Origin of the sequence: Marinobacterium zhoushanense (assembly GCF_014641945.1) — a bacterium.
Taxonomy (GTDB): domain Bacteria; phylum Pseudomonadota; class Gammaproteobacteria; order Pseudomonadales; family Balneatricaceae; genus Marinobacterium_D; species Marinobacterium_D zhoushanense.
The window spans coordinates 132250-151753 of the sequence record NZ_BMIJ01000006.1; the positions used below are offsets into that span (position 1 = coordinate 132250).

Consider the following 19504-nt stretch of genomic DNA (forward strand, 5'->3'; position numbering starts at 1 on the left):
AGACGATGAGCGACACCCCGATAAAAGTGATATTGGTAGACGATCATCCGCTGGTGCTGGATGGCATCCGCGCAAGGTTGGAGGATGAGCCCGGAATCAGCGTGGTCGGCGAAGCCTGTAATGGGCAGCAGGCGGTGGACAAGGCACGCGAACTGAAGCCTGACGTGATGCTGATGGATGTGTCGATGCCGGTAATGAACGGTTTTGAAGCGACACGAGAACTTCGTCAGAGCTGCCCCGAGGTGCGGGTTTTGATCCTGAGCATGCATGATAATCGCGAGTATATCCTGCAGCTGATCCAGTCTGGCGCCTCAGGTTACATCCTCAAAGACGTGTCCTCGGAGGAGATGGTTAAGGCGATCGAGACCGTGCATCAAGGGGGGACCTATTTCAGCTCCGGTGCGTCGCAGACCCTGTTCAGTCGTTTCGACGAACCTGTAAGCGCGGCGCAGGACAGCGGTGTATTGACCCGGCGAGAGCTGACGGTGCTGAAACTGTTGGCCGAAGGGCGCAATAATAAGGAGATTGCGCGGGAGTTGGATATATCGGTGCGTACCGTCGAAACCCACCGCCAGAACATCAAGTCGAAACTCAACATTCAGACGGCGGCGGGATTGGTGCGTTATGCCATCGAGCACAACCTGGTTCAGATATCCTGATCGCTGACTACGGCCGGTAGCAGATCGTGATGACTGGCGGCTTCCCTCAAGCGTCCGTCCTGTTTGATCTGCTCGACGAACTGGTTAACCCTCCCCAGCCACTCAGGTTGCTCCTTGGCCACAGCGTAGGCGTAGCGGAAGGGGCGTGGCGAGTTGAGTTCGTCGGGTTCGATCAGTTTGGCCCAGTCATAGAAACGCAGCACCTTGCGGGAGTAAGGGAAGTCGGTGATGAAAATATCGGCACGGCCTGATAGCACCGACTGCTCGCGCTCGCGTGGATCGCGCACCACCAGCATCTTCGCCCGTTTGAGATGCTCGCGCATGTAGCCCTCCATATAGGTTCCCTCCTGAACGCACACCACGCCGCCAGCCTGATCGATGTCGGCCCAGCTGCTCAGGCCCTGATGTGTGCGGGTGGTGACGCCATACATGTGGCTAGCCAGGTAGGGCTTGCTATAGTCGATACGCTCTGCCCGTGCCGGGGTAATGGCAATGGAGAACATGCCGATATCGCATCTGTCCTGCTCGATATCGTCCATGAAACGGCCAAAGTGGGTTTCGATGAAGCTCAGTTTAACCCCCAGATCCTCTGCGAAAGCATGCGCGAGTTCGATATCAATACCCTCAAGTTCGCCTGTTTTCGGGTGTCGTGCACTGATTGAAAAATATTCAGGCCATATGCATACGCGCAGATTGCCGCTCGCTTCGATCCGTTGCAGGCGGTCATCGGCGTGTCCGAAAGATGGCAGTGTCATTGTCAGTAAAAGCGTGAACAGGGTAAGAAAACTCTGACCTGAAGCAATTGGCCGTATGCTCATGGTGCGCTCCTTATTCGATACCGTATATGATGCCGACTATAAGCAGTTTGAGGTTTTCTTCCATTGATCTGGAATCGTTTATTAGTCGTTCCTGTGATCGGGATTGTACTGAGCGCCTGTTTCATAGCGGTTTTTATCGTGTTTGAGGCGATCGGTGAGTCACGCGCCCGAGTCAGTATCGAGTCCGAGTCGGCGGTACTCGCGCAGACCCTGGAAAGTGGTTTGGTGCGCAGTATCCAGGACACCCAGGGGCGCATGAACAGTATGCGAGCGCAGCTTGAGTACACCACTGAACTGCTGTTTGAGCCTGTCGAACTGCAACGTCGCCTTGCGCTGCTTATAGAGATGAGCCCCCAACTGCGTGAGCTTGCGGTGGTTTCTGCCGAAGGTCTGGTGTTGGGAAGTTCACAGCCGGGAGCGATTGGAAGGACCGTAGCGGGCTTGAGCTGCCTTGCGCAGGCGGACACGCATCTGCCGATGGTATTCGGCCGGGCACTGCAGGGCCGTTTTCTGACCGAGACATTCGCGCCTGCCGGAATCTATCAACTGCCGATCTGTATGCCCTATAAGCTCGAAGGGAGTCTGGTGGCGTGGATCGTTGCCGTGTGGAATCCGGATGCGGTAAGCGCCCAGTTTCAGCCATTGATTGAACAGTTGCCTATAAGCTTGCGTCTGGCCAACTACGACGGCAGTTTGATGGTGTCCGAACCCTCTATCGGCGAGCTTCCAGGATACAGTCTGGCCGAGCAGGAGCCGTTCAAGTCCCGGTTGGCCGAGCGGGAGTGGGGCAGCGTCGAACTCGAAAAAGTCGGACGCAGTTACCTGCTGAACTACCGAGCCACGTCGATGTTTCCGGTCGTCCTGACGCTGGAGTACGACCTGAACCAAGGGTTGGCGCACTGGCATCGGCTGGTTTCCCGCCTGCAGTGGCTGGTTATTGGCATTGTGACGCTGATCCTGTTGGCGTCCGGATTCATATTTCGCCTATCGCAGCGGCAAAAGAGCATGGCTGACCGTCTTCAGTTGTTGGGCACCGCTATCAGTACCACGGCGAACGCGGTCATCATTACCGATGCCAGCGGCGTGGTGCAGTGGGTCAACCGCGCCTTTACCTCGTTGACCGGTTACGGACCCGAGCAGGTGGTAGGACGAACTCCGGCAATACTTAATTCAGGCGAGCATCCCAAGGCTTTTTTCAACGATCTCTGGCAGACAATCACCAGCGGTCAGGTCTGGCGTGGCGAAGTGGTCAACCGCACGCGCAGCGGTAGCCGACTGATTGTCGATCAAACCATCACCCCGATTCGTAGCGATAACAATCTTATCGATCATTATGTGGCTGTTCACGAAGATGTAACCGCACGCCGCGAGGCGGAGCAGCGTGCGCTGTTCCTCGCATTCCATGATCAGCTGACGGAGTTGCCCAACCGGCGCCGCCTGGCGGAGAAATTGGCCGAAGCGCTGCAGGCGCCAGATGAACGGAAGGTGGGCCTGCTATATATCGATCTGGATCATTTCAAGACGGTCAATGACACCCTGGGACACAGCATGGGCGATGAGCTGCTGGTGATCACCGTGCGGCGCCTGCTCAATGCGGTGACTGAGGATATCTGCCTGGCGCGTCTCGGGGGCGATGAGTTCGCCATGTTGATCACCAAAGAGGTCAATACCCGCTGGCTGGAGGAGCTTGCCTCGCGCCTGGTCAAGGTGCTGGCTCAGCCGGTGGAGCTGAACGGCACTCGATTCCAGCTATCCGCGAGTATTGGTCTTGCTGTTGGTGTCAGCGGCGACACCGAGCCGGCTACCCTGCTGAGGCAGGCTGATCTGGCGATGTACAAGGCCAAGCATGATGGCCGCAACCTGTACCGTTTCTTCGATGTGAAGATGGACTACCTGATGCGTCGACGGGTAGACCTTGAACAGGGGTTGCGGGCGGCGATGGCGGGTGAAGGCGAGCTCTCCATGCGTTACCAACCGATCTTTGATGCCAATACGCTCAAACCGCTCGGCGTTGAAGTGCTGATGCGCTGGCAAAACGGATCGGGCGAGTGGATATCGCCAGCCGAATTCGTTCCGGTGGCGGAAGAGAGTGGCATGATTGTCCAACTCGGTGCCTGGCAGATGGATGAGGTGATCGCCCAACTGGCGACCTGGGACGGTCAGGGGCTGGAAGTGGGGTACCTGAGCCTCAACGTATCGGCGGTGCAGTTGGCACGGGACGATATCGCCGGGCGCCTGCTGCGTGCGTTAGCCCGCCATCACATCGGTACCGACCGTATCGTGGTCGAGATCACTGAAACCACGCTGATGAGCAAATCGCCGTTGGTCAAGAACAACCTCGCCGCGCTCGAAGCGGCCGGCGTATTCGTCTCTGTCGATGACTTCGGTACCGGCTATTCATCGATGAGCTACCTGAAGGAGCTGCAGGCGGACTACCTTAAGATCGACCGTAGCTTTGTCATCGGTATTGGCAAGAATCGCAGCGATGAAGAGATCATCAACGCCATGGTCGCGCTTGCTCGCAGCCTGCAGATGCGGGTGGTCGCCGAAGGTGTCGATGACGCAGCGCAATTACGTTTCCTGCAAAGTGCCGGCTGTGATCTGATCCAGGGCTTCCTGCTCAGCAAACCGCTGACCGTTGAGGAGGTCGGCGCACTGTTCGATAGCGCCCGCCGGGGGCTAACCGTCCTGGCAGGGCATGGCTGATCAAAAAATAATCTAAAGCGTTGAAAAGAAATAGAAAAAGCCTAAAAAAATGTTTTTGCGAGGGCTTGCCAAAGTCCGGGGCATCTATATAATACGCACCACGTTTGACGGCAAGGGTTCTTGCTCAAACATTTAGGACTATAGCTCAGTTGGTTAGAGCACCACCTTGACATGGTGGGGGTCGCTGGTTCGAGTCCAGTTAGTCCTACCAGAATTCTTAAAGAAAACAGCCGCTTACGGGTAATGCCGAGCGGCTGTTTTTGTTTTGTAGTATTCCAATCGTTTTCCAGAGTTTTTCAATCATCCTCTTCGCTTGTTCGATTCTGTCAGGGTCTGGGGCCTTATGCCGCTCAGGCGATAAAAAAGGGCTACCCAAGGTAGCCCGAAAAAACCAACGTCTATCGCGTTGGGACTAGAGACTGAGCGCTGACACGAGAAACGTCAGTCCCAAAGTACGCTAGGCACCGCGCTAGCGGATCAACTCGCTGTGCAGGGCGTATCGCTGCTGGAACGCAGCAAGTGCCCGGGTTGCATTGACCTTTAGATCCATGAATATCTCGAAGGCGTCGATCCCCTGATAGATGAACAGGTCGAACCCGGACATCAGCGCCAAGCCGTGGCGGTGGGCTTCGGTCAGGAATTCGGTATCCAATGGGGTGTAGACGGCATCGAAGGCCCACTTTTGGCCGCCGAACAGTTCGGGTGGCAGCGGGTTGCCGGGGGTTTTGTAGTGCCCGACCGGTGTGCAGTTGACCAGACCATCGGCAAGACGCGCGGCATCAGCCAGAGCGCCTGCTCCCACCACGTCGGCGCTGAAGCCTGCCGCGTTGATGGCGTCGGCCAGTGATTGTGCGGCGGCCGCGTTGCGATCGAACACGATCACCTCGCTGGCACCTACCTCGAACAGGCCGAAAGCGACCGCGCGGCCGACACCGCCAGCGCCAATCAACAGTACTGTGCCCGCCGGTAAATCGCCGAGGCGGGAGCGATAGCCACGGATGAAGCCGGTGTAGTCGGTATTGGCGGCCAGAACCCCGTCACTCAGCAGCAGGGTATTGGTCGACCCCACGAGCTCCGCCTCAGGCCGGGTCTGGCTAACCAGATCGAGCGCGACCTGTTTGAATGGATAGGTCACGTTACAGCCGCGATAACCCTCGGCACGCAGCTGTTGCAGAGTTTCGGCAAACGCGGCTGGGCTGTTGTCCTTAGGCTCATGCAGTCGATAATCGATGGCGTAGCCGGTCAGCTCACCGAGCAGCTTATGCAGAGATGGGGAGCTGGATTTGGCGATCGACCGGCCGATAAGTCCCAGTTTGATCATGTGGTTACCTTCGATGCGGATGCCCGCCGGTTGGCGCTGCCCGCAGTAGAGTGTGGTTTCTGGATCATGCCGCGGCATCCTTGGACTTACCCGGGTGAGCGGAGTCGTCCGGTCGAGGTGGGCGCTTGAAGCAGCGTTTCAACTGCGTCCACAGCGGCGTCTGGCTGACAAACACCAGGGTGATGATCGAGAACAGCACGATCGACAGCGGGCTGGAGAACAGCTGGCCGAAGAACTCGCCCAGGTCGCCGCGCTCGGAGATGATCGCCCGGCGCCAGTTCTCATCCACCAGCCGGCTCAGGATCACCCCGAGGATCACCGGCCCTACCTGGTAGCCGTACAGCTTCATGAAGTAGCCCAGCACACCGAAACCGAGCATCCACCAGATATCCGCTACCGAGTTGTTGATCGCGTAGGCGCCGACGATCGACAGCAGGAAGATCAGCGGGATCAGGATCCCTTTCGGGCACTCGACGATGCGGGCGAACAGCTTGATCCCGGTGAGGCCGAAGATCAGTACGAAGATGTTGGCCAGGGTCAGGTTGCCGACGGTGAACCAGAACATCTCCGGGCGCTCGGTGAGCAGCAGCGGGCCCGGGTTCAGGCCGTGGATGAACAGCGCGCCGATGAACACCGCGGTCACCGCATCACCGGGGATACCCAGCGTCAGCATCGGGATATAGGCCCCGCCGACGGCGGCGTTGTTGGCCGATTCCGGGGCGATCAGCCCCTCCTTGGCGCCCTTGCCGAACGGCACCTTCGGATTCTTGGTCACCCGCTTGGCATGGTCATAGGCCATCAGTGCGGCGATATCGCCGCCGGTGCCGGGCAGGGCGCCGATGATGGTGCCGAGCACCGAGGACTGGGTGCTCAGCGACAGGTATTTGCGCACATCGGCCCAGGCCGGAATGATGCGGTCCAGTTTCTGCTTCAGTGCCACCTTGTCCAGGTGGTGCAGCTGCATCAGCGCTTCGGACAGGCCGAACATGCCGATCATCACCGCCACCGGATTGATGCCGTTCCACAGCTCGACCGCGCCGAAGGTGAAACGCTCCTCGGCGGTCAGCGGATCCAGGCCCACGGTGCCGACCAGCATGCCGAAGGCACCGGCGAAGATACCCTTGGTCAGGCTCTCGCCGGACAGGGAGCCGACCAGCATGATCCCCATAATGCCGAGCATCATGTAATCGCGGGGCTGGAAGGTCAGCGCGAACTCGCTGATATGGGGCGCGGCGATGGCCAGGATGAAGATGCCGATAAAGCCGCCGACCACGGACATCACCGTGGACAGGCCGATGGCGCGCCCCGCCTCGCCCTTCTGCGCCATGGGGAAGCCGTCCAGCGCGGTGGCGATGGCCGAGGGCGCGCCGGGGATGTTGAGCAGGATCGCGGTGCGCGAACCGCCGTAGACGCCGCCCATGTAGACGCCGACCATCAGACACAGGGCGTTGTTGATATCCCAGGCGAAGGTGAACGAGATCAGGATCGACACCGCCATGGTAACGGAGAGGCCGGGGATGGCGCCGACATAGATGCCGAGGAAGGTGCCCAGCGCGGTCAGGAACAGCAACTGGGGCGAGACCCAGGCCATGGAAAAATATTGCAGAGCCTCAAGCATGATCACTGCGCTCCCGTGTTAAACAGATCGGACAGGTAGGCCAGGATCTCGCGTTCCGGCACGATCCCTTCCGGCAGCACCACCTTGAACACCAGGCGGAAGACGACATAGATCAGCACCAGCACCATCAGCGATAGCAGCGTCGTGCGGATCACGCCGCCGCGATGCAGAAACTTGATGGTCAGGAACAGGAAGGCCAGCGCGGTGGGGATGAAGCCCAGGGTATCGAGCACCACCGCGAACAGCAGGATGACCGCGATCATCACCGCCACCACCGGCGGCAGGATCTCCTTGAAGAAGTGGCCCTGCACTTCTGAGGGCAGACGCAGGTTCTGCACGCAGGCGATACAGGCCGTGATCACCATCAGTGCCGTGGCGGCCAGCGGAAAGGCGCCGGGCGAGCTCAGGGATTCGAAGCCGGCGATGCTGTAGGCCTGCCAGAACAGAAACACGCTCAGCACCACCATCAGGAAGCCGAACAGGGTTTCACCGGGTTTGGTATAGCTATGCTGGGAATGAGGCATGGTGATGGATTCACTCTAGTTATAGTCGGTTGGCCGGTGGTCAACCGGTGGAGCCGGGCGGGCTGCCCGGCTCCCGGTTTGGATTACTCGGGGCGCTTGATGCCGAACTCCTCCGGAGAGTGTTTGGCAAAGCCGGCGTCATAGACGATCCAGGAGGAGACAGAGCGGTAACTGTCGAGGAACTTGGCCGCTTCATCACCGGAGATGTTCATGATGGTGAAGCCGCGCTTGTCCATCAGGTCCTTGAAGTCGGGGTTCTGCGCCGCTTCATGATAGGCCGCCGTCAGCTTCTCGACCGCCTCGGCCGGGGTATCTTTTTTGACGAAGACGCCGAAGAACGGACCCCAGGGCAGGTACTTGTTGAAGCCGGGGATTTCTTCAGTGATCGGTGCGGTATCCGGCAGCAGCGGGCTGGACTGGGTATCGACCAGGCCGATCACCTTCATGCGGCCGGCCTTGATGTGCTCGATGGCGGCGCCAAGTACCGCGGGCATGATATCGATTGCGCCGCCCTGCAGTGCAGTCAGGGCCGGGCCGTCACCGTCATAGGGGACGCCGGTGAAGTCGATATGGGTTTCCGCCTCCAGCATCGCCAGCACGATGGAGGTCAATCCGCCAGGGCCGGTGGAGCCGGTTTTAATTTCACCTGGGTGCTTCTTGGTGTACTCGACCAGCTCTTTCATGGTGTTGAACGGGGCATCGTTGCGTGCCACGAAGATCGGCGTGCCGCGGGCCAGTACGTTGATTGGGATCATGTCGCCGTAATCGATGTCGGCCAGCCCCAGCACCTTGTACATCTGCGGGTTCTCGGCACCCATCAGCAGGGTGTAGCCGTCGGCCTTCATCGCGTTGACGTATTTGGTGGCAATGGCGCCGACGCCGCCGGTCTTGTTGGTCATGATGACGTCGCGGCCGAGGATATCTTCCGCATGAGGGGTTACCGAGCGCATAACGGTATCGGTTGATCCGCCAGCGCCCCATTGGATGATGCCCTGCAGATCTTTTTCGGGGTATTGAGCCTGGGCGGTACCGGCGAGCAGACCGGCAAAGGTGACCCCAGCAAGAGTCTTGATCAATGCTTTTTTCATGCCTGTTATCCTTTGTTGTTATTGGACGATAGCTGTCTTGTCTGTTGCGTATTGGCGCGCAGGGAAAGACGTGCTGCGTCTCTCCATCTGGACTTGGATCGTCCAGTTACGCCCTGTGATTAAATTTTGCGCTGATGGAGGTAAACGTCAAATACCAATACTTGGTAGATCTATAACATAATGTTAATTTTAGTGGAGGCAGTAGGGCTCCATCGATTTGCCGGGCTTGCGCTAGATAGTGGTTTCAATGGAGGAAGAGTCATGCCAAAACGACAGTTGACCCTGCGTCAGATCGAGATGATCCGCGCAATCAAGGTGGCGGGCTCCATCGCCGGGGCGGCGCGCTTACTGAACGTCTCACAGCCCGGCGTAAGCCGAACCATGAAGCACGTGGAATCGATACTGGAGATCAAGCTGTTTACCCGCATAGGCGGCAAATACACGCCAAGTCCGGAAGCGAGCGGCATCTTCGCCCAGCTGAATGATCTGTATAAAAAGCTCAGCGACCTGAACCGCTCGATCGAACAGTTGGAGCGTGGACGGGAGGTCGAACTTGTATTCGGCTCGGTACCGAGCCTGGCTCTGACGATGGTACCCCGTGCAATCGGTCGCTTGCGCGGGCGTTACCCGGATCTGCATCTCAATGTCGAGACACTGAAACTTGAGGAGGCGATCGACTATCTGCTACTTGGGCGTGGTGAGTTCGTCTGTATGAGCTACAGCTTCGACCACCCGGCGATCGACTTCCTGCCGCTGGCCGAGGGTGAATTGCGTTGTGTGGTGCACCGCGACCATCCATTGGCTTCCCACACTGTCGTGAGTGCCGAGGAGATCGCGCAGTACCCATTGATCGGCGTCGACCCTGTCGATCCCTATGGCCAGATACTGAACAGCGTGTTCAGTCGGACCAATGTCGAATACGACCTGACTTTTCGCGTGCGCTTCGGATCAATGGTGATCTCATTGGTCAGACAGGGGCTGGGTGTGGCCGTACTTGACAGTTTTTCGTTGGCTGGACTCGGGGCGGAAAGCAGTGATCTTCGGGTCATTCAGCTTGAGGATCCAGTGCGCTTCAGTACCTACGTTGCACTGCGAAACGATGTTGAGCTCTCGAGTTTTGCCGAATCATTGATAGACGCTATGAAAGATGAGATGCGCCAGCACATGGCGGCTGAACAAAGGGTATAAGCCCCCTTGCTACGCCGGTTATGGGCAGAGCATTCGTTACGTTACGCGGCTGTTGATCTGTAGTTTATGTATATACATAGATGGTGGCCGAATATCTCTCTGTTACGTTAGCGCCTTACCCCACCGCACTGAGGTGCCGGCTATCCACCCCGTCCTTCATTATACTTAATAGAGCTGAAGTCTCCTGTTGAGAGGAGTGCAGTCATCATAGTGCGGCGATGCGCCCGCTTTAGCCGCCCATATACACGGAATAATGCGCGAACACTTGCGCTCTGGTTATGTTGTGATATACAAATGTATATACAAATTATTTTGAAAGCTTGAGTGTGGTTGACGTCGCCGAATGGATCTGGATAAACGCCAACCGGTGAGTCGGGCCTGTCGTCGATATGTCACCAAGACAGGTGAACTCCACACCGTTCGGGATAGCGCAGCCGTGCTGCCTGGTCTAATTAGTTGTCAAGTGAGGTCATAACAATGAAAGACAACCGTCACGATTCCAGCCGCGTCATCAAGGCACCGACCGGTGGCGAGAAAACCTGTAAGAGCTGGCTGACCGAAGCGGCGATGCGCATGCTGATGAACAACCTGCACCCGGATGTGGCTGAGCGACCGGAGGATCTGGTGGTCTACGGCGGCATAGGTCGCGCGGCGCGCAACTGGGCCTGCTACGACAAGATCATCGAGGTGTTACAACGGCTGGAGGATGACGAATCACTATTGATCCAGTCCGGCAAGCCGGTGGGCGTATTCAAGACCCATCCGGACGCACCGCGCGTGCTGATCGCCAACTCCAACCTGGTGCCGCACTGGGCGACTTGGGAACACTTCAACGAGCTGGATAAGCAGGGCCTGATGATGTACGGCCAGATGACGGCCGGCTCCTGGGTCTATATCGGCTCGCAGGGCATCGTGCAGGGCACCTACGAGACCTTTGCCGCGATGGCCAAGAAGCACTTCAACGGCGAAGCGAACGGACGCTGGATCCTGACCGGCGGCCTTGGCGGCATGGGAGGTGCCCAGCCGCTGGCGGCGACCATGGCCGGTTACTCCTGTATCGCCGTGGAGTGTGACGAAACCCGCATCGACTTCCGTCTGCGCACCCGTTACGTCGATCACAAGGCCCATACGCTGGATGAGGCGCTGGAGATCATCGAGGCGGCTAAGGCGCGGGGCAAAGCGGTGTCCGTCGGCCTGCTCGGCAATTGCGCCGATATCCTGCCGGAGATCGTCGAGCGTGGCATCGTGCCGGACGTGGTCACCGACCAGACCAGTGCCCATGACCCGCTGAACGGCTATCTGCCCAAGGGCTGGAGCCTGGAGTACGCCGCCGAGATGCGGCAGAAGGATGAAGCGGCCGTGGTCGATGCCGCCAAGGAGTCGATGGCGATCCACGTGCGCGCCATGCTCGCGCTGCAGCAACGCGGTGCGGCCACCACCGACTACGGTAACAACATCCGCCAGATGGCGTTCGAGAAGGGCGTGAAAAACGCGTTCGACTTTCCGGGCTTCGTGCCGGCCTATATCCGCCCGCTGTTCTGCGAGGGGATAGGCCCGTTCCGCTGGGTGGCCCTGTCCGGCGATCCGGAGGATATCTACAAGACCGACCAGAAGGTGAAGGAGCTGATTCCGGACGATCCGCATCTGCACAACTGGCTGGAGATGGCGCGCGAGCGCATCGCCTTCCAGGGGCTGCCGGCACGTATCTGTTGGGTCGGCCTTAAGGACCGCGCCCGCCTGGCGCTGGCGTTCAACGAGATGGTGAAGAACGGCGAACTGAAGGCGCCGGTGGTGATCGGTCGCGACCACCTGGATTCCGGCTCCGTGGCGAGCCCCAACCGTGAGACCGAGGCGATGCAGGACGGTTCGGATGCGGTGTCCGACTGGCCGCTGCTGAACGCACTGCTCAATACCGCCGGCGGTGCGACCTGGGTCTCGATCCACCATGGCGGTGGTGTCGGCATGGGCTTCAGCCAGCACGCCGGTGTCGTCATCGTTGCCGACGGCAGCGATGCGGCGGCGAAGCGCCTGGGACGCGTGCTGTGGAACGACCCGGGTACCGGCGTTATGCGTCACGCCGATGCCGGTTACGATATTGCGATCAACTGCGCGAAAGAGCAGGGCCTCGACCTGCCGATGCTGGGGGGTAAATAATGAATGCACTGATTATCCGTCCCGGTGAGATGACCCTGGCGCAGCTGCGCCAAGTGAACAATGTGCCGGTGACGCTTGAGCTCGATCCGTCCTGCCACGAGGCGATTTACGCCAGCAGTGCGGCGGTTACGCGCGTCATCGAAGAGAACCGCGTGGTGTACGGTATCAACACCGGCTTCGGTCTGCTCGCCAACACCCGCATCGCACCGCAGGACCTGGAGCTGCTGCAGCGCAGTATCGTGCTGTCACACGCCGCCGGTATCGGTGCGCTGATGAGCGAGTCCAGCGTGCGCCTGATGATGGTGCTGAAGATCAACTCGCTGGCGCGCGGTTTCTCAGGTATCCGCTTGTCGGTTATCGAGGCGCTGATTCAGCTGGTCAACGCCGAGGTCTACCCCTGTGTACCCGAGAAGGGATCGGTGGGCGCCTCCGGCGACTTGGCGCCGCTGGCGCATATGAGCACGGTACTGCTCGGCGAGGGCGAGGTGATCTATAGGGGCGAGCGTCTGTCCGGTGCCGAGGGGTTGCGCATCGCCGGACTCGAGCCGATCACGCTGGCGCCGAAAGAGGGGCTGGCACTGCTGAACGGCACTCAGGCCTCCACCGCCTTTGCTCTGCAGGGGCTGTTTGCCGCCGAGGATCTCTATGCTGCAGCTACCGTTGCCGGGGCGATTTCGGTGGAAGCAGCGCTGGGCAGTCGGCGCCCGTTCGATGCTCGCGTACACGCCGTACGCGGCCAAAAGGGGCAGATCGACGCGGCGGCTGCCTATCGTCAGCTTCTGGGCGAGCGCTCCGAGATCGGTGATTCCCATGCCACCTGCGAGAAGGTGCAGGACCCGTACTCGCTGCGTTGCCAGCCCCAGGTGATGGGGGCCTGCCTGCAGCAGATCCGCCAGGCGGCCGAGGTGCTGCTGGTGGAGGCTAATGCGGTCTCCGACAATCCGCTGGTGTTCGCCGACGAGAACGACTTCATCTCCGGCGGTAACTTCCACGCCGAGCCGGTGGCGATGGTCGCCGACAACCTGGCGCTGGCGATCGCCGAGATCGGTGCGCTGTCTGAGCGTCGTATGGCGCTGCTGATCGACTCCAGCCTGAGCAAGCTTCCGCCTTTCCTGGTCAACAACGGCGGCGTCAACTCCGGATTCATGATCGCCCAGGTCACGGCGGCGGCACTGGCGTCGGAAAACAAGACGCTGGCCCATCCCGCGTCGGTGGACAGCATGCCCACCTCCGCTAACCAGGAGGACCACGTGTCGATGGCCACTTTCGCCGCGCGCCGTCTGCGTGACATGGCGGATAACAGCGCCGGTGTGCTGGCAGTCGAGCTGCTCGCCGGTTGCCAGGGACTGGATTTCCGTGCGCCGCTGAAGGCCGCCGCGGGTGTCGAAGCCTGCAAGGCCGAACTGCGTGCCGTGGTGCCGTTCTACGACAAGGACCGTTACTTCGCCCCTGATATCGAGAAAGCTAAACAGCTGATACAGGCTGCGGTGCTTAACTCATACATACCGGAGGGTATGCTGGCCAGCCTATAGCCAGGCGGAATGAAGTCGATGGGATAGAGTAGGGAAGCTGCGCTCAGCGCTCAAGCGTAGTGATTGAGCGCAGCTTGTAGCGTGGGCCGGGATGTGTCAGGCAGGCAAAACTGATCAGACGGCCATCAGACCAGGTACGCCGGCCCACCAGAATGCAGGGGGTGCCGGCATCAATCTCCAGCAGTTCCTGCGCACGAAGATCAGGCATTACCGCTTCCACGATATGCTCGATGCTGGAGATCGGACAACTTTTCACCAGGTATTCGTTAGGTGTGGCCTGGGTGAAGTCCTGGTCAATATAGCCCGGCACGGCGCTTGCGGCGACGAAACGATCTTCGAGCTGGATCGGCAGGTCATCCTCCATATGCACGATTACCGAATGGTAGACCCGGGTGCCGATCGGCATCCCCATCTGCATCGCCACGGTCTCGTTGGCTGCCGTGGCTTCGAGCTTGATCACGCGGCAGCTGTAGGCGTGGCCACGTTGACGCACCTCTTCGGCGATATTGCGAATCTCCGCCAGCGGTGACTCCGCCTTGGCATCGGCGATGAAAGTACCCAGGCCCGGGTAGCGCACCAGCCGGTTCTCCTGCACCAGATCGCGAATCGCCTTGTTCACCGTCATCCGGCTGACGCCGAACTGTTCGGCTAACTGATGCTCGGTAGGGATGCGGCTGCCGGGGGTATATTTCTGCTGTTTGATACCGTCGAGGATGTAGCTTTTTATCTGCTGATAACGGGGTTTGCTGTTCACTCGAGGCCTCGATCCATGCAGCTTGTCATGCCTCGATTGTATATATCTATATCGGATCGCTCAATGACAGAGAAATAGCGCTAATCGAATGAATTAACTGGCACACTCATGTTGGCCAGGATGGAATGTGCGGTGCCGTTTGACTAATTGTATATGCATCTTGTATATGCATGCTGTATATGGATGGATTGGTCGCTGTGGTAAGAGGGGCATCGCCCTGGGCTAGCCCCCGTGTTCTGCTAGTGGTCACCTCGCGGATTTTGGTGGGCACAGCCCCCAGAGCACACCACCTACCACAGTAATTATGGCTCCTGACAGGGTCCAGCCCATCCCCATGCCAAGCATCCCGGCCAGCTCTATACACATCCCAACGATCGCGATTATCCAGGCAATATAGATCATCGGTCATCTCCTTATTAGGTCAGTGCATATAGCCTAGCAAATAGAAACGTGATCAGCCGTCGAGGTCATAATCCGGGGGACTGAAGCTCCTTGTTCTCTGTCGGATGATAACGACGTTCTGTGGACTTTATGCTTGTGTAGCCAATAACTTAGGTTAGATCGAGGCTGTCATAAATGTCCTGATTGCATTAATTGCATTAATTCCGAATTATGTTATAACTCTCAGCTACAGCTCTTTGGACTTCGGACGATGAAAACGCTCACCACGGGTGAAATTGCCAAGTTGTGCGATGTGAACTTGCGAACGGTGATTCGCTGGATCGATCGTGGCGCGCTTAAGGGCTTCAAGCTGCCGGGGCGGGGCAACAACCGGGTGATGGTTGAGGATTTCATCGCCTTCCTCAATGAAAACGGTATGCCTATACCGCCGGAGCTGGCCAGCGAAGATAATCGCCGGGTTCTGGTTATCGACGACGAACCTGCCATTACCCGTGTTATTCGCCGTATTCTGCGCGCCGAAGGCTACGAGGTCAGCGTTGCCAACGACGGTTTTCAGGGTGGCACCAAGTTGCTTCAGGAGCTGCCGGCACTGGTCACGTTGGATCTGAGCATGCCCGGAATGGACGGGTTCGAAGTACTCGAATTTATTCGCAAAACGCCGGAAGTGGCGCATACGCGGGTTGCTGTGATCTCGGCGCTGGGCGACAAAGAGTTGCAGCGGGCAAGAGAGGCCGGCGCTGACCTGGTGTTGAGCAAACCGTTTAACAACGAGCAGTTGATCGGTGTTGTTAAAGAGCTGATTGGGTAAAACCCAGAACTCCTTTTCAGTGGCTGTCCAGCTGCTGCCAACGCAAGTAACAGACACTCACCTCTATCCCCCGGTCCATGCAGTACTCGAGCCAGCGTCGCTGGTGGTCCTGCAGACGGTCTCCCGGGCCCTTGACTTCGATCAGCCGATAACCCGGCGTCGTTTTACCGTCGACGCCCCGGGGAAAGAACTGAATCAGATCCGGTAAACCGGATCGATGTGCCGGAATGTCCTCCAGCAGGCGTCGGAAAAAAAGCTCCAGATGCCGGGCGGGAATGCACTCAAGCGCCAGTGAGACCAGCTCCTCACCGAGTAGCTGCCAGTTGATGAACGGACAGGCGGTACCCACTTTGTTCCGCCTGCGCTCGAGTATGCTCTCTTTGTATTCACCTGTGGCCAGACTGCTCAATGCTTCCTCGAACAGCGAGTGGCGACGGTTGACAAAGTCGTTGCTGTTCAGATCGGCCGGGGCGGCCTGGAAGGGGTTGAAGAAGGCACCAGGCAGTGGGGCGTATAACGCAGGCCAGCAGAGCAGGGCAAAAAGGCCGTTGATCAGGCCATTCTCGACAAAAAAGACCGGGGCATCGGCGCGGTTGAGGTGTCGTGCGACGCTCGCCTCTACCGGTCCAGGGCTCGCCAGGTCGAGATTGAGGCGAGGCAGTGTCGGGCGCCGGAGGTGGGTCTTGGACTGCAGGCCGAGGGCTCGGCTCATGCGGCGCTCAATTCGCGCCAGTGCTTCACGCTCGCTCGGACGCTCACTCTGTTCCAGGGCATCGAGCAGGGCCGAGTAGCTATCTAGGCAGGGGTGACTGTGTTCGAGCACGCGAAACGCACGTTGCTGCGCTTCCGGATGTCGGCTTTGGTTATAGAGGCTCAGTGCCAGGTCGTATTCGCCTGCCCGCTCTGCACTGCGGCCAAGTTCGAACATCAGCCGGGAACAGCGTCTCTCCAGCCAGCTGCTGTTCAGTGCAAGCTGGGGCAGCTGCTCGACAATTTCCGTTAACGGCTGCTCCATCTCCAGCGCCTCGCGGGCTGCGTGAAGGCTTAAATAAGTGTCGACCTCTTCACGGCTGCAGAATGCTCGCGAGTGTTTCGAGAAGGCCACCGGTTCGAAGCGATTGTAGCCGAGTTCAGTCAGAACGAAGGCGCTGAGGTCCTGCGTCAGATTGCCGAAGAACATCAGTTGCAGACGGTTGAACAGCGCCGAGCAGTTCAGTTGCAGCAACTGATCGTCCAGTCCCGGCGCCCATTCGGCTAACCGGCGGGAAAGCGTGCCGTGGCTGGCCTGCAACTGTTCGGCGATAGTCGCCTTGGTCATGGATGTGGAGAGGTGTACCAGGTCGCGGTCCAGCGTCTTGATCATCTCGTCGCGGGTCAGCAGACGGCACAGGCTCTCGCAGTCCAGCTCCGGATCAGACTCGACCCAGCCCTGCTCGATGAGCGGAGCGAGGGCATCAACGGTGGAGCCTACCTCGTCGTAGATAAGTCGACTAACGCGAAACTGCTCGCCCCGTCGCATCAGCATGCGTACCAGCAGCGCCTGCGATGGTGTGGGCAGTGCCAGCAGTTGGCCTATCTGTTCCCGCTCCCATGCGTGCAGCAGGTCAGCGTGGTGATCGCGGACCCACGCCACCAGGGTGTGGAAGTTGCGCAGGTAATAGAGCGGATCGCTCAGGTCGGCACTGCTCAGCGTTGACGTCAGCTCTAAATCCGGCATGCTCAGGTACGGACCTACTGCAGCAGGAGTTCGATCTGAGCCCGGCGCTCTGTCGCGATCTGCTCCAGCGGTGTCACCAGGCCCTGATTCAGCGCGCTATGGGCGGCAGATTGCGGCATTTTGGCGGCGATCAGCGCGATGGCACGGCGGGCAATCTGCTGCGCGCGGCTGGCGTTCTGCATCAGGTTGCGGATCGCCAGCTCCGCGGTTACCTGTGCCTCTTTGGGGTGCCAGCAGTCGTAGTCAGTCACCATTGCCAGCGAGGTGTAGGCGATCTGGGCCTCACGGGCCAGACGGGCCTCGGGCATGTTGGTCATGCCGATCACGCTGGCACCGAAGGAGCGGTAGAGGTTGGACTCTGCCAGGGTGGAGAACTGCGGTCCCTCCATACACAGATAGGCGCCGCCGCGATGCAGTTTGACGCCTTCCGCTGGCGGCAGGTTATCGACCGCCTGGGCGAGCAGGTCGCCCAGCGCCGAACAGGTGGGCTGCGCAAGCGAGACATGGGCGACCACGCCGTTGCCGAAAAAACTGTTGGGGCGTTGTCGGGTCATATCGATGTATTGGTCCGGCAGCACCATATCCAGCGGCGCGATCTCCTCCCTTAGCGAGCCGACCGCCGAGAAGGAGAGCAGATACCGAACCCCAAGCTGTTTCATGGCGTAGATGTTGGCCTGGTAGGGGACTTCGCCCGGCAGCAGCGCGTGGTTACGGCCATGACGGGCAAGAAAGGCGACCGGAACACCGCCGACCTCCCCGGTGAGGATGCTGTCCGATGGTCTGCCCCAAGGGGTATCCAGCTGCAGCTCCTCGGCATTCTGCAGCGCTTCCATCCGATACAGGCCGCTGCCGCCGATGATGCCGATAGTCGCCTTAGCCATGAATCTGTCTCCCTCTATCATCTGTAGGACTGGCTGAGAGTCGCCTGAATATCTCATTCCTTACACTAAACTCAATTTCAAGTGTAAGGAACGACGATTGTGAGTTACAAAGTCGAGGAAAGATCGGATCTGTGGTGGCTGGATGCTTAAGGATAAAGGGAGTGGCCTGGCGCTGGTCGGTGGCGGACATGCCCACCTGTTCGTGCTCGAGGCGATGGCACAGGGTCGTCTGAGGATCCCGCACACGGTGCTGATCTCGCCATCGCGGTGGCAATACTACTCGGGGATGCTGCCCGGTCTCATGGCCGGTCACTACAGGGTGGAGCAGTGCCGCATCGACCTTGAGCAGTTGGCGACGCGCGCCGGTGTGCGCTTTATCGAGCAGGCGGTGGTGAGCCTTGATGCAGAGGTCCAGAGCTTGTGTCTGTCGGGCGGTGGGCATCTCAAGTATGCGTTGGCCTCACTGGATGTCGGTAGCGAGACCGAGCTGGGTGATCTGGTCGGCTTTCAGGGCCGGTTGATCGGTGTAAAACCCCTCGATAAGTTTCACGCCGACTGGCTCTCGTTTAAAGATACGCTGCAGAGGCGCGGTTACGGGCAACTGGTGGTGGCCGGAGCAGGTGCCGCGGGAGTGGAGCTGGCGATGGCTGCAGCATACGCGTTGGCGGCTCCGGGCCACGGCGCACGGGTAACACTGGTCGCCTCGGAGCATGGGGTGTTGCCCGGATTCGCATCGGGTGTGCGCAAAGCGGTCATGCGAGAACTGACAGGGCTCGGTGTCGAGATCTACACCGGCGGTGCAGCAGCGCAGGGAAACCTGATTCAGGTCGGTCGGAGCACGGAGCTGCACTGCGACGCTCTGATCGCCGCCACCGGCGCCAAGGCGCCATACTGGTTGCGCAGCAGCGCGCTGAGGCTGGATTCAGAGGGATTCATTGAGGTGGACGCTAACCACCGTAGCCTGTCTCACCCCAACCTTTTCGCCGTTGGTGATATTGCATCCCGCCCCGGCAGCCCACTGATGCGCTCCGGCGTGCACTCGGTAAGGGCCGGGCCCGTACTGGCACATAATCTGGGCGTGCTGATGAATGGAGGTCGGCTGCAGCCCTTCCACCCGCGAGCATGGGTGCTTTATCTGATCTCTTGCGGTGCTCGGCGGGCTGTGGCCAGTTGGGGGCCTTTTGCGTTCGCCGGCGATTGGGTCTGGCGTTGGAAAGACCGTATCGATCGAGGTTTCATCGCACGTTTCAGTTCTGGCGGGGAAAATAGCGCATTGCTGTAAGGAATGTCCGTGTCGGGCGACTAAAGTTAGAGAGTTCGGCGTAGAAACTGTC

15 protein-coding genes and 1 tRNA gene are annotated in these 19504 nt (G+C 59.3%); 8 read left to right on the forward strand and 8 right to left on the reverse strand.

Features of this window, described 5'->3' with window-relative positions; all coding sequences use genetic code 11:
- The first annotated feature begins 5 nt into the window (after positions 1–5).
- Positions 6–659 carry a response regulator transcription factor gene (locus IEX40_RS14830; RefSeq protein ID WP_188749649.1) on the forward strand — a complete coding sequence of 218 codons (654 nt, stop codon included), beginning with the start codon at positions 6–8 and terminating at the stop codon, positions 657–659.
- On the opposite strand, the gene IEX40_RS14835 is transcribed toward IEX40_RS14830, so the two are convergent.
- Positions 647–1477 (reverse strand): substrate-binding periplasmic protein, encoded by an 831-nt coding sequence (locus IEX40_RS14835; protein WP_229680777.1) that lies wholly within the window; start codon positions 1475–1477, stop codon positions 647–649. The two genes, IEX40_RS14830 and IEX40_RS14835, sit on opposite strands and share 13 nt — an antisense overlap.
- 138 nt (positions 1478–1615) lie before the next feature.
- Here IEX40_RS14835 and IEX40_RS14840 point away from each other — a divergent pair, with 138 nt between their 5' ends.
- Together IEX40_RS14840 and IEX40_RS14845 are read left to right on the forward strand one after the other, a co-directional pair.
- Positions 1616–4183, forward strand: a complete 2568-nt coding sequence (locus IEX40_RS14840; protein ID WP_188749651.1) for a bifunctional diguanylate cyclase/phosphodiesterase — start codon at positions 1616–1618, stop codon at positions 4181–4183.
- 134 nt (positions 4184–4317) lie between these two features.
- Positions 4318–4394, forward strand: a tRNA-Val gene (locus IEX40_RS14845).
- Positions 4395–4652: 258 nt separating this feature from the next.
- On the opposite strand, the gene IEX40_RS14850 is transcribed toward IEX40_RS14845, so the two are convergent.
- The 4 genes from IEX40_RS14850 to IEX40_RS14865 all read right to left on the reverse strand — a co-directional run bounded on the left by IEX40_RS14850 (position 4653) and on the right by IEX40_RS14865 (position 8734).
- Positions 4653–5582, reverse strand: a complete 930-nt coding sequence (locus IEX40_RS14850) for a shikimate dehydrogenase family protein (protein ID WP_229680778.1) — start codon at positions 5580–5582, stop codon at positions 4653–4655.
- Entirely contained in the window at positions 5569–7122 is a 1554-nt protein-coding gene (locus IEX40_RS14855) for a tripartite tricarboxylate transporter permease (protein ID WP_188749653.1), read from the reverse strand. Before IEX40_RS14855 ends, IEX40_RS14850 begins: the two co-directional genes overlap by 14 nt.
- Before the next feature lie 2 nt (positions 7123–7124).
- Complete coding sequence (locus tag IEX40_RS14860) at positions 7125–7646, reverse strand: tripartite tricarboxylate transporter TctB family protein (RefSeq protein WP_188749654.1); 522 nt, start codon at positions 7644–7646, stop codon at positions 7125–7127.
- Positions 7647–7729: 83 nt separating this feature from the next.
- The gene (locus tag IEX40_RS14865; protein ID WP_188749656.1) at positions 7730–8734 is read right to left on the reverse strand and encodes a tripartite tricarboxylate transporter substrate binding protein; all 1005 of its coding nucleotides are present in this window, start codon (positions 8732–8734) and stop codon (positions 7730–7732) included.
- A gap of 261 nt (positions 8735–8995) precedes the next feature.
- Here IEX40_RS14865 and IEX40_RS14870 point away from each other — a divergent pair, with 261 nt between their 5' ends.
- The 3 genes from IEX40_RS14870 (at position 8996) to hutH (ending at position 13608) form a co-directional block, all read left to right on the forward strand.
- Entirely contained in the window at positions 8996–9922 is a 927-nt protein-coding gene (locus IEX40_RS14870; protein WP_188749659.1) for a LysR family transcriptional regulator, read from the forward strand.
- Positions 9923–10399: 477 nt separating this feature from the next.
- Positions 10400–12076, forward strand: a complete 1677-nt coding sequence (gene hutU / locus IEX40_RS14875) for a urocanate hydratase (RefSeq protein WP_188749660.1) — start codon at positions 10400–10402, stop codon at positions 12074–12076.
- Positions 12076–13608 (forward strand): histidine ammonia-lyase, encoded by a 1533-nt coding sequence (hutH, locus tag IEX40_RS14880; RefSeq protein WP_188749662.1) that lies wholly within the window; start codon positions 12076–12078, stop codon positions 13606–13608. Before hutU ends, hutH begins: the two co-directional genes overlap by 1 nt.
- 43 nt (positions 13609–13651) lie before the next feature.
- Here the strand turns inward: hutH and hutC are convergent, their stop codons facing one another.
- On the reverse strand, positions 13652–14362 hold the full coding sequence (gene hutC / locus IEX40_RS14885) for a histidine utilization transcriptional repressor HutC (protein WP_188749665.1): 711 nt from the start codon (positions 14360–14362) through the stop codon (positions 13652–13654).
- A 652-nt stretch (positions 14363–15014) separates the two neighbouring features.
- On the opposite strand from hutC, the gene IEX40_RS14890 reads away from it, so the two are divergent.
- On the forward strand, positions 15015–15572 hold the full coding sequence (locus IEX40_RS14890) for a response regulator (RefSeq protein WP_188749669.1): 558 nt from the start codon (positions 15015–15017) through the stop codon (positions 15570–15572).
- A gap of 16 nt (positions 15573–15588) precedes the next feature.
- Here IEX40_RS14890 and IEX40_RS14895 read toward each other — a convergent pair whose 3' ends face one another.
- Both IEX40_RS14895 and mtnP read right to left on the reverse strand, forming a co-directional pair.
- Positions 15589–17289 carry a VRR-NUC domain-containing protein gene (locus IEX40_RS14895; protein WP_188749671.1) on the reverse strand — a complete coding sequence of 567 codons (1701 nt, stop codon included), beginning with the start codon at positions 17287–17289 and terminating at the stop codon, positions 15589–15591.
- A gap of 14 nt (positions 17290–17303) precedes the next feature.
- Complete coding sequence (gene mtnP, locus IEX40_RS14900) at positions 17304–18170, reverse strand: S-methyl-5'-thioadenosine phosphorylase (protein WP_188749673.1); 867 nt, start codon at positions 18168–18170, stop codon at positions 17304–17306.
- Positions 18171–18312: 142 nt separating this feature from the next.
- Between mtnP and IEX40_RS14905 the strand changes: the two genes are divergently transcribed.
- Positions 18313–19452, forward strand: coding sequence for an FAD-dependent oxidoreductase (locus IEX40_RS14905; protein WP_188749675.1), 1140 nt, complete (start codon positions 18313–18315; stop codon positions 19450–19452).
- The last annotated feature ends 52 nt before the right edge of the window (positions 19453–19504 follow it).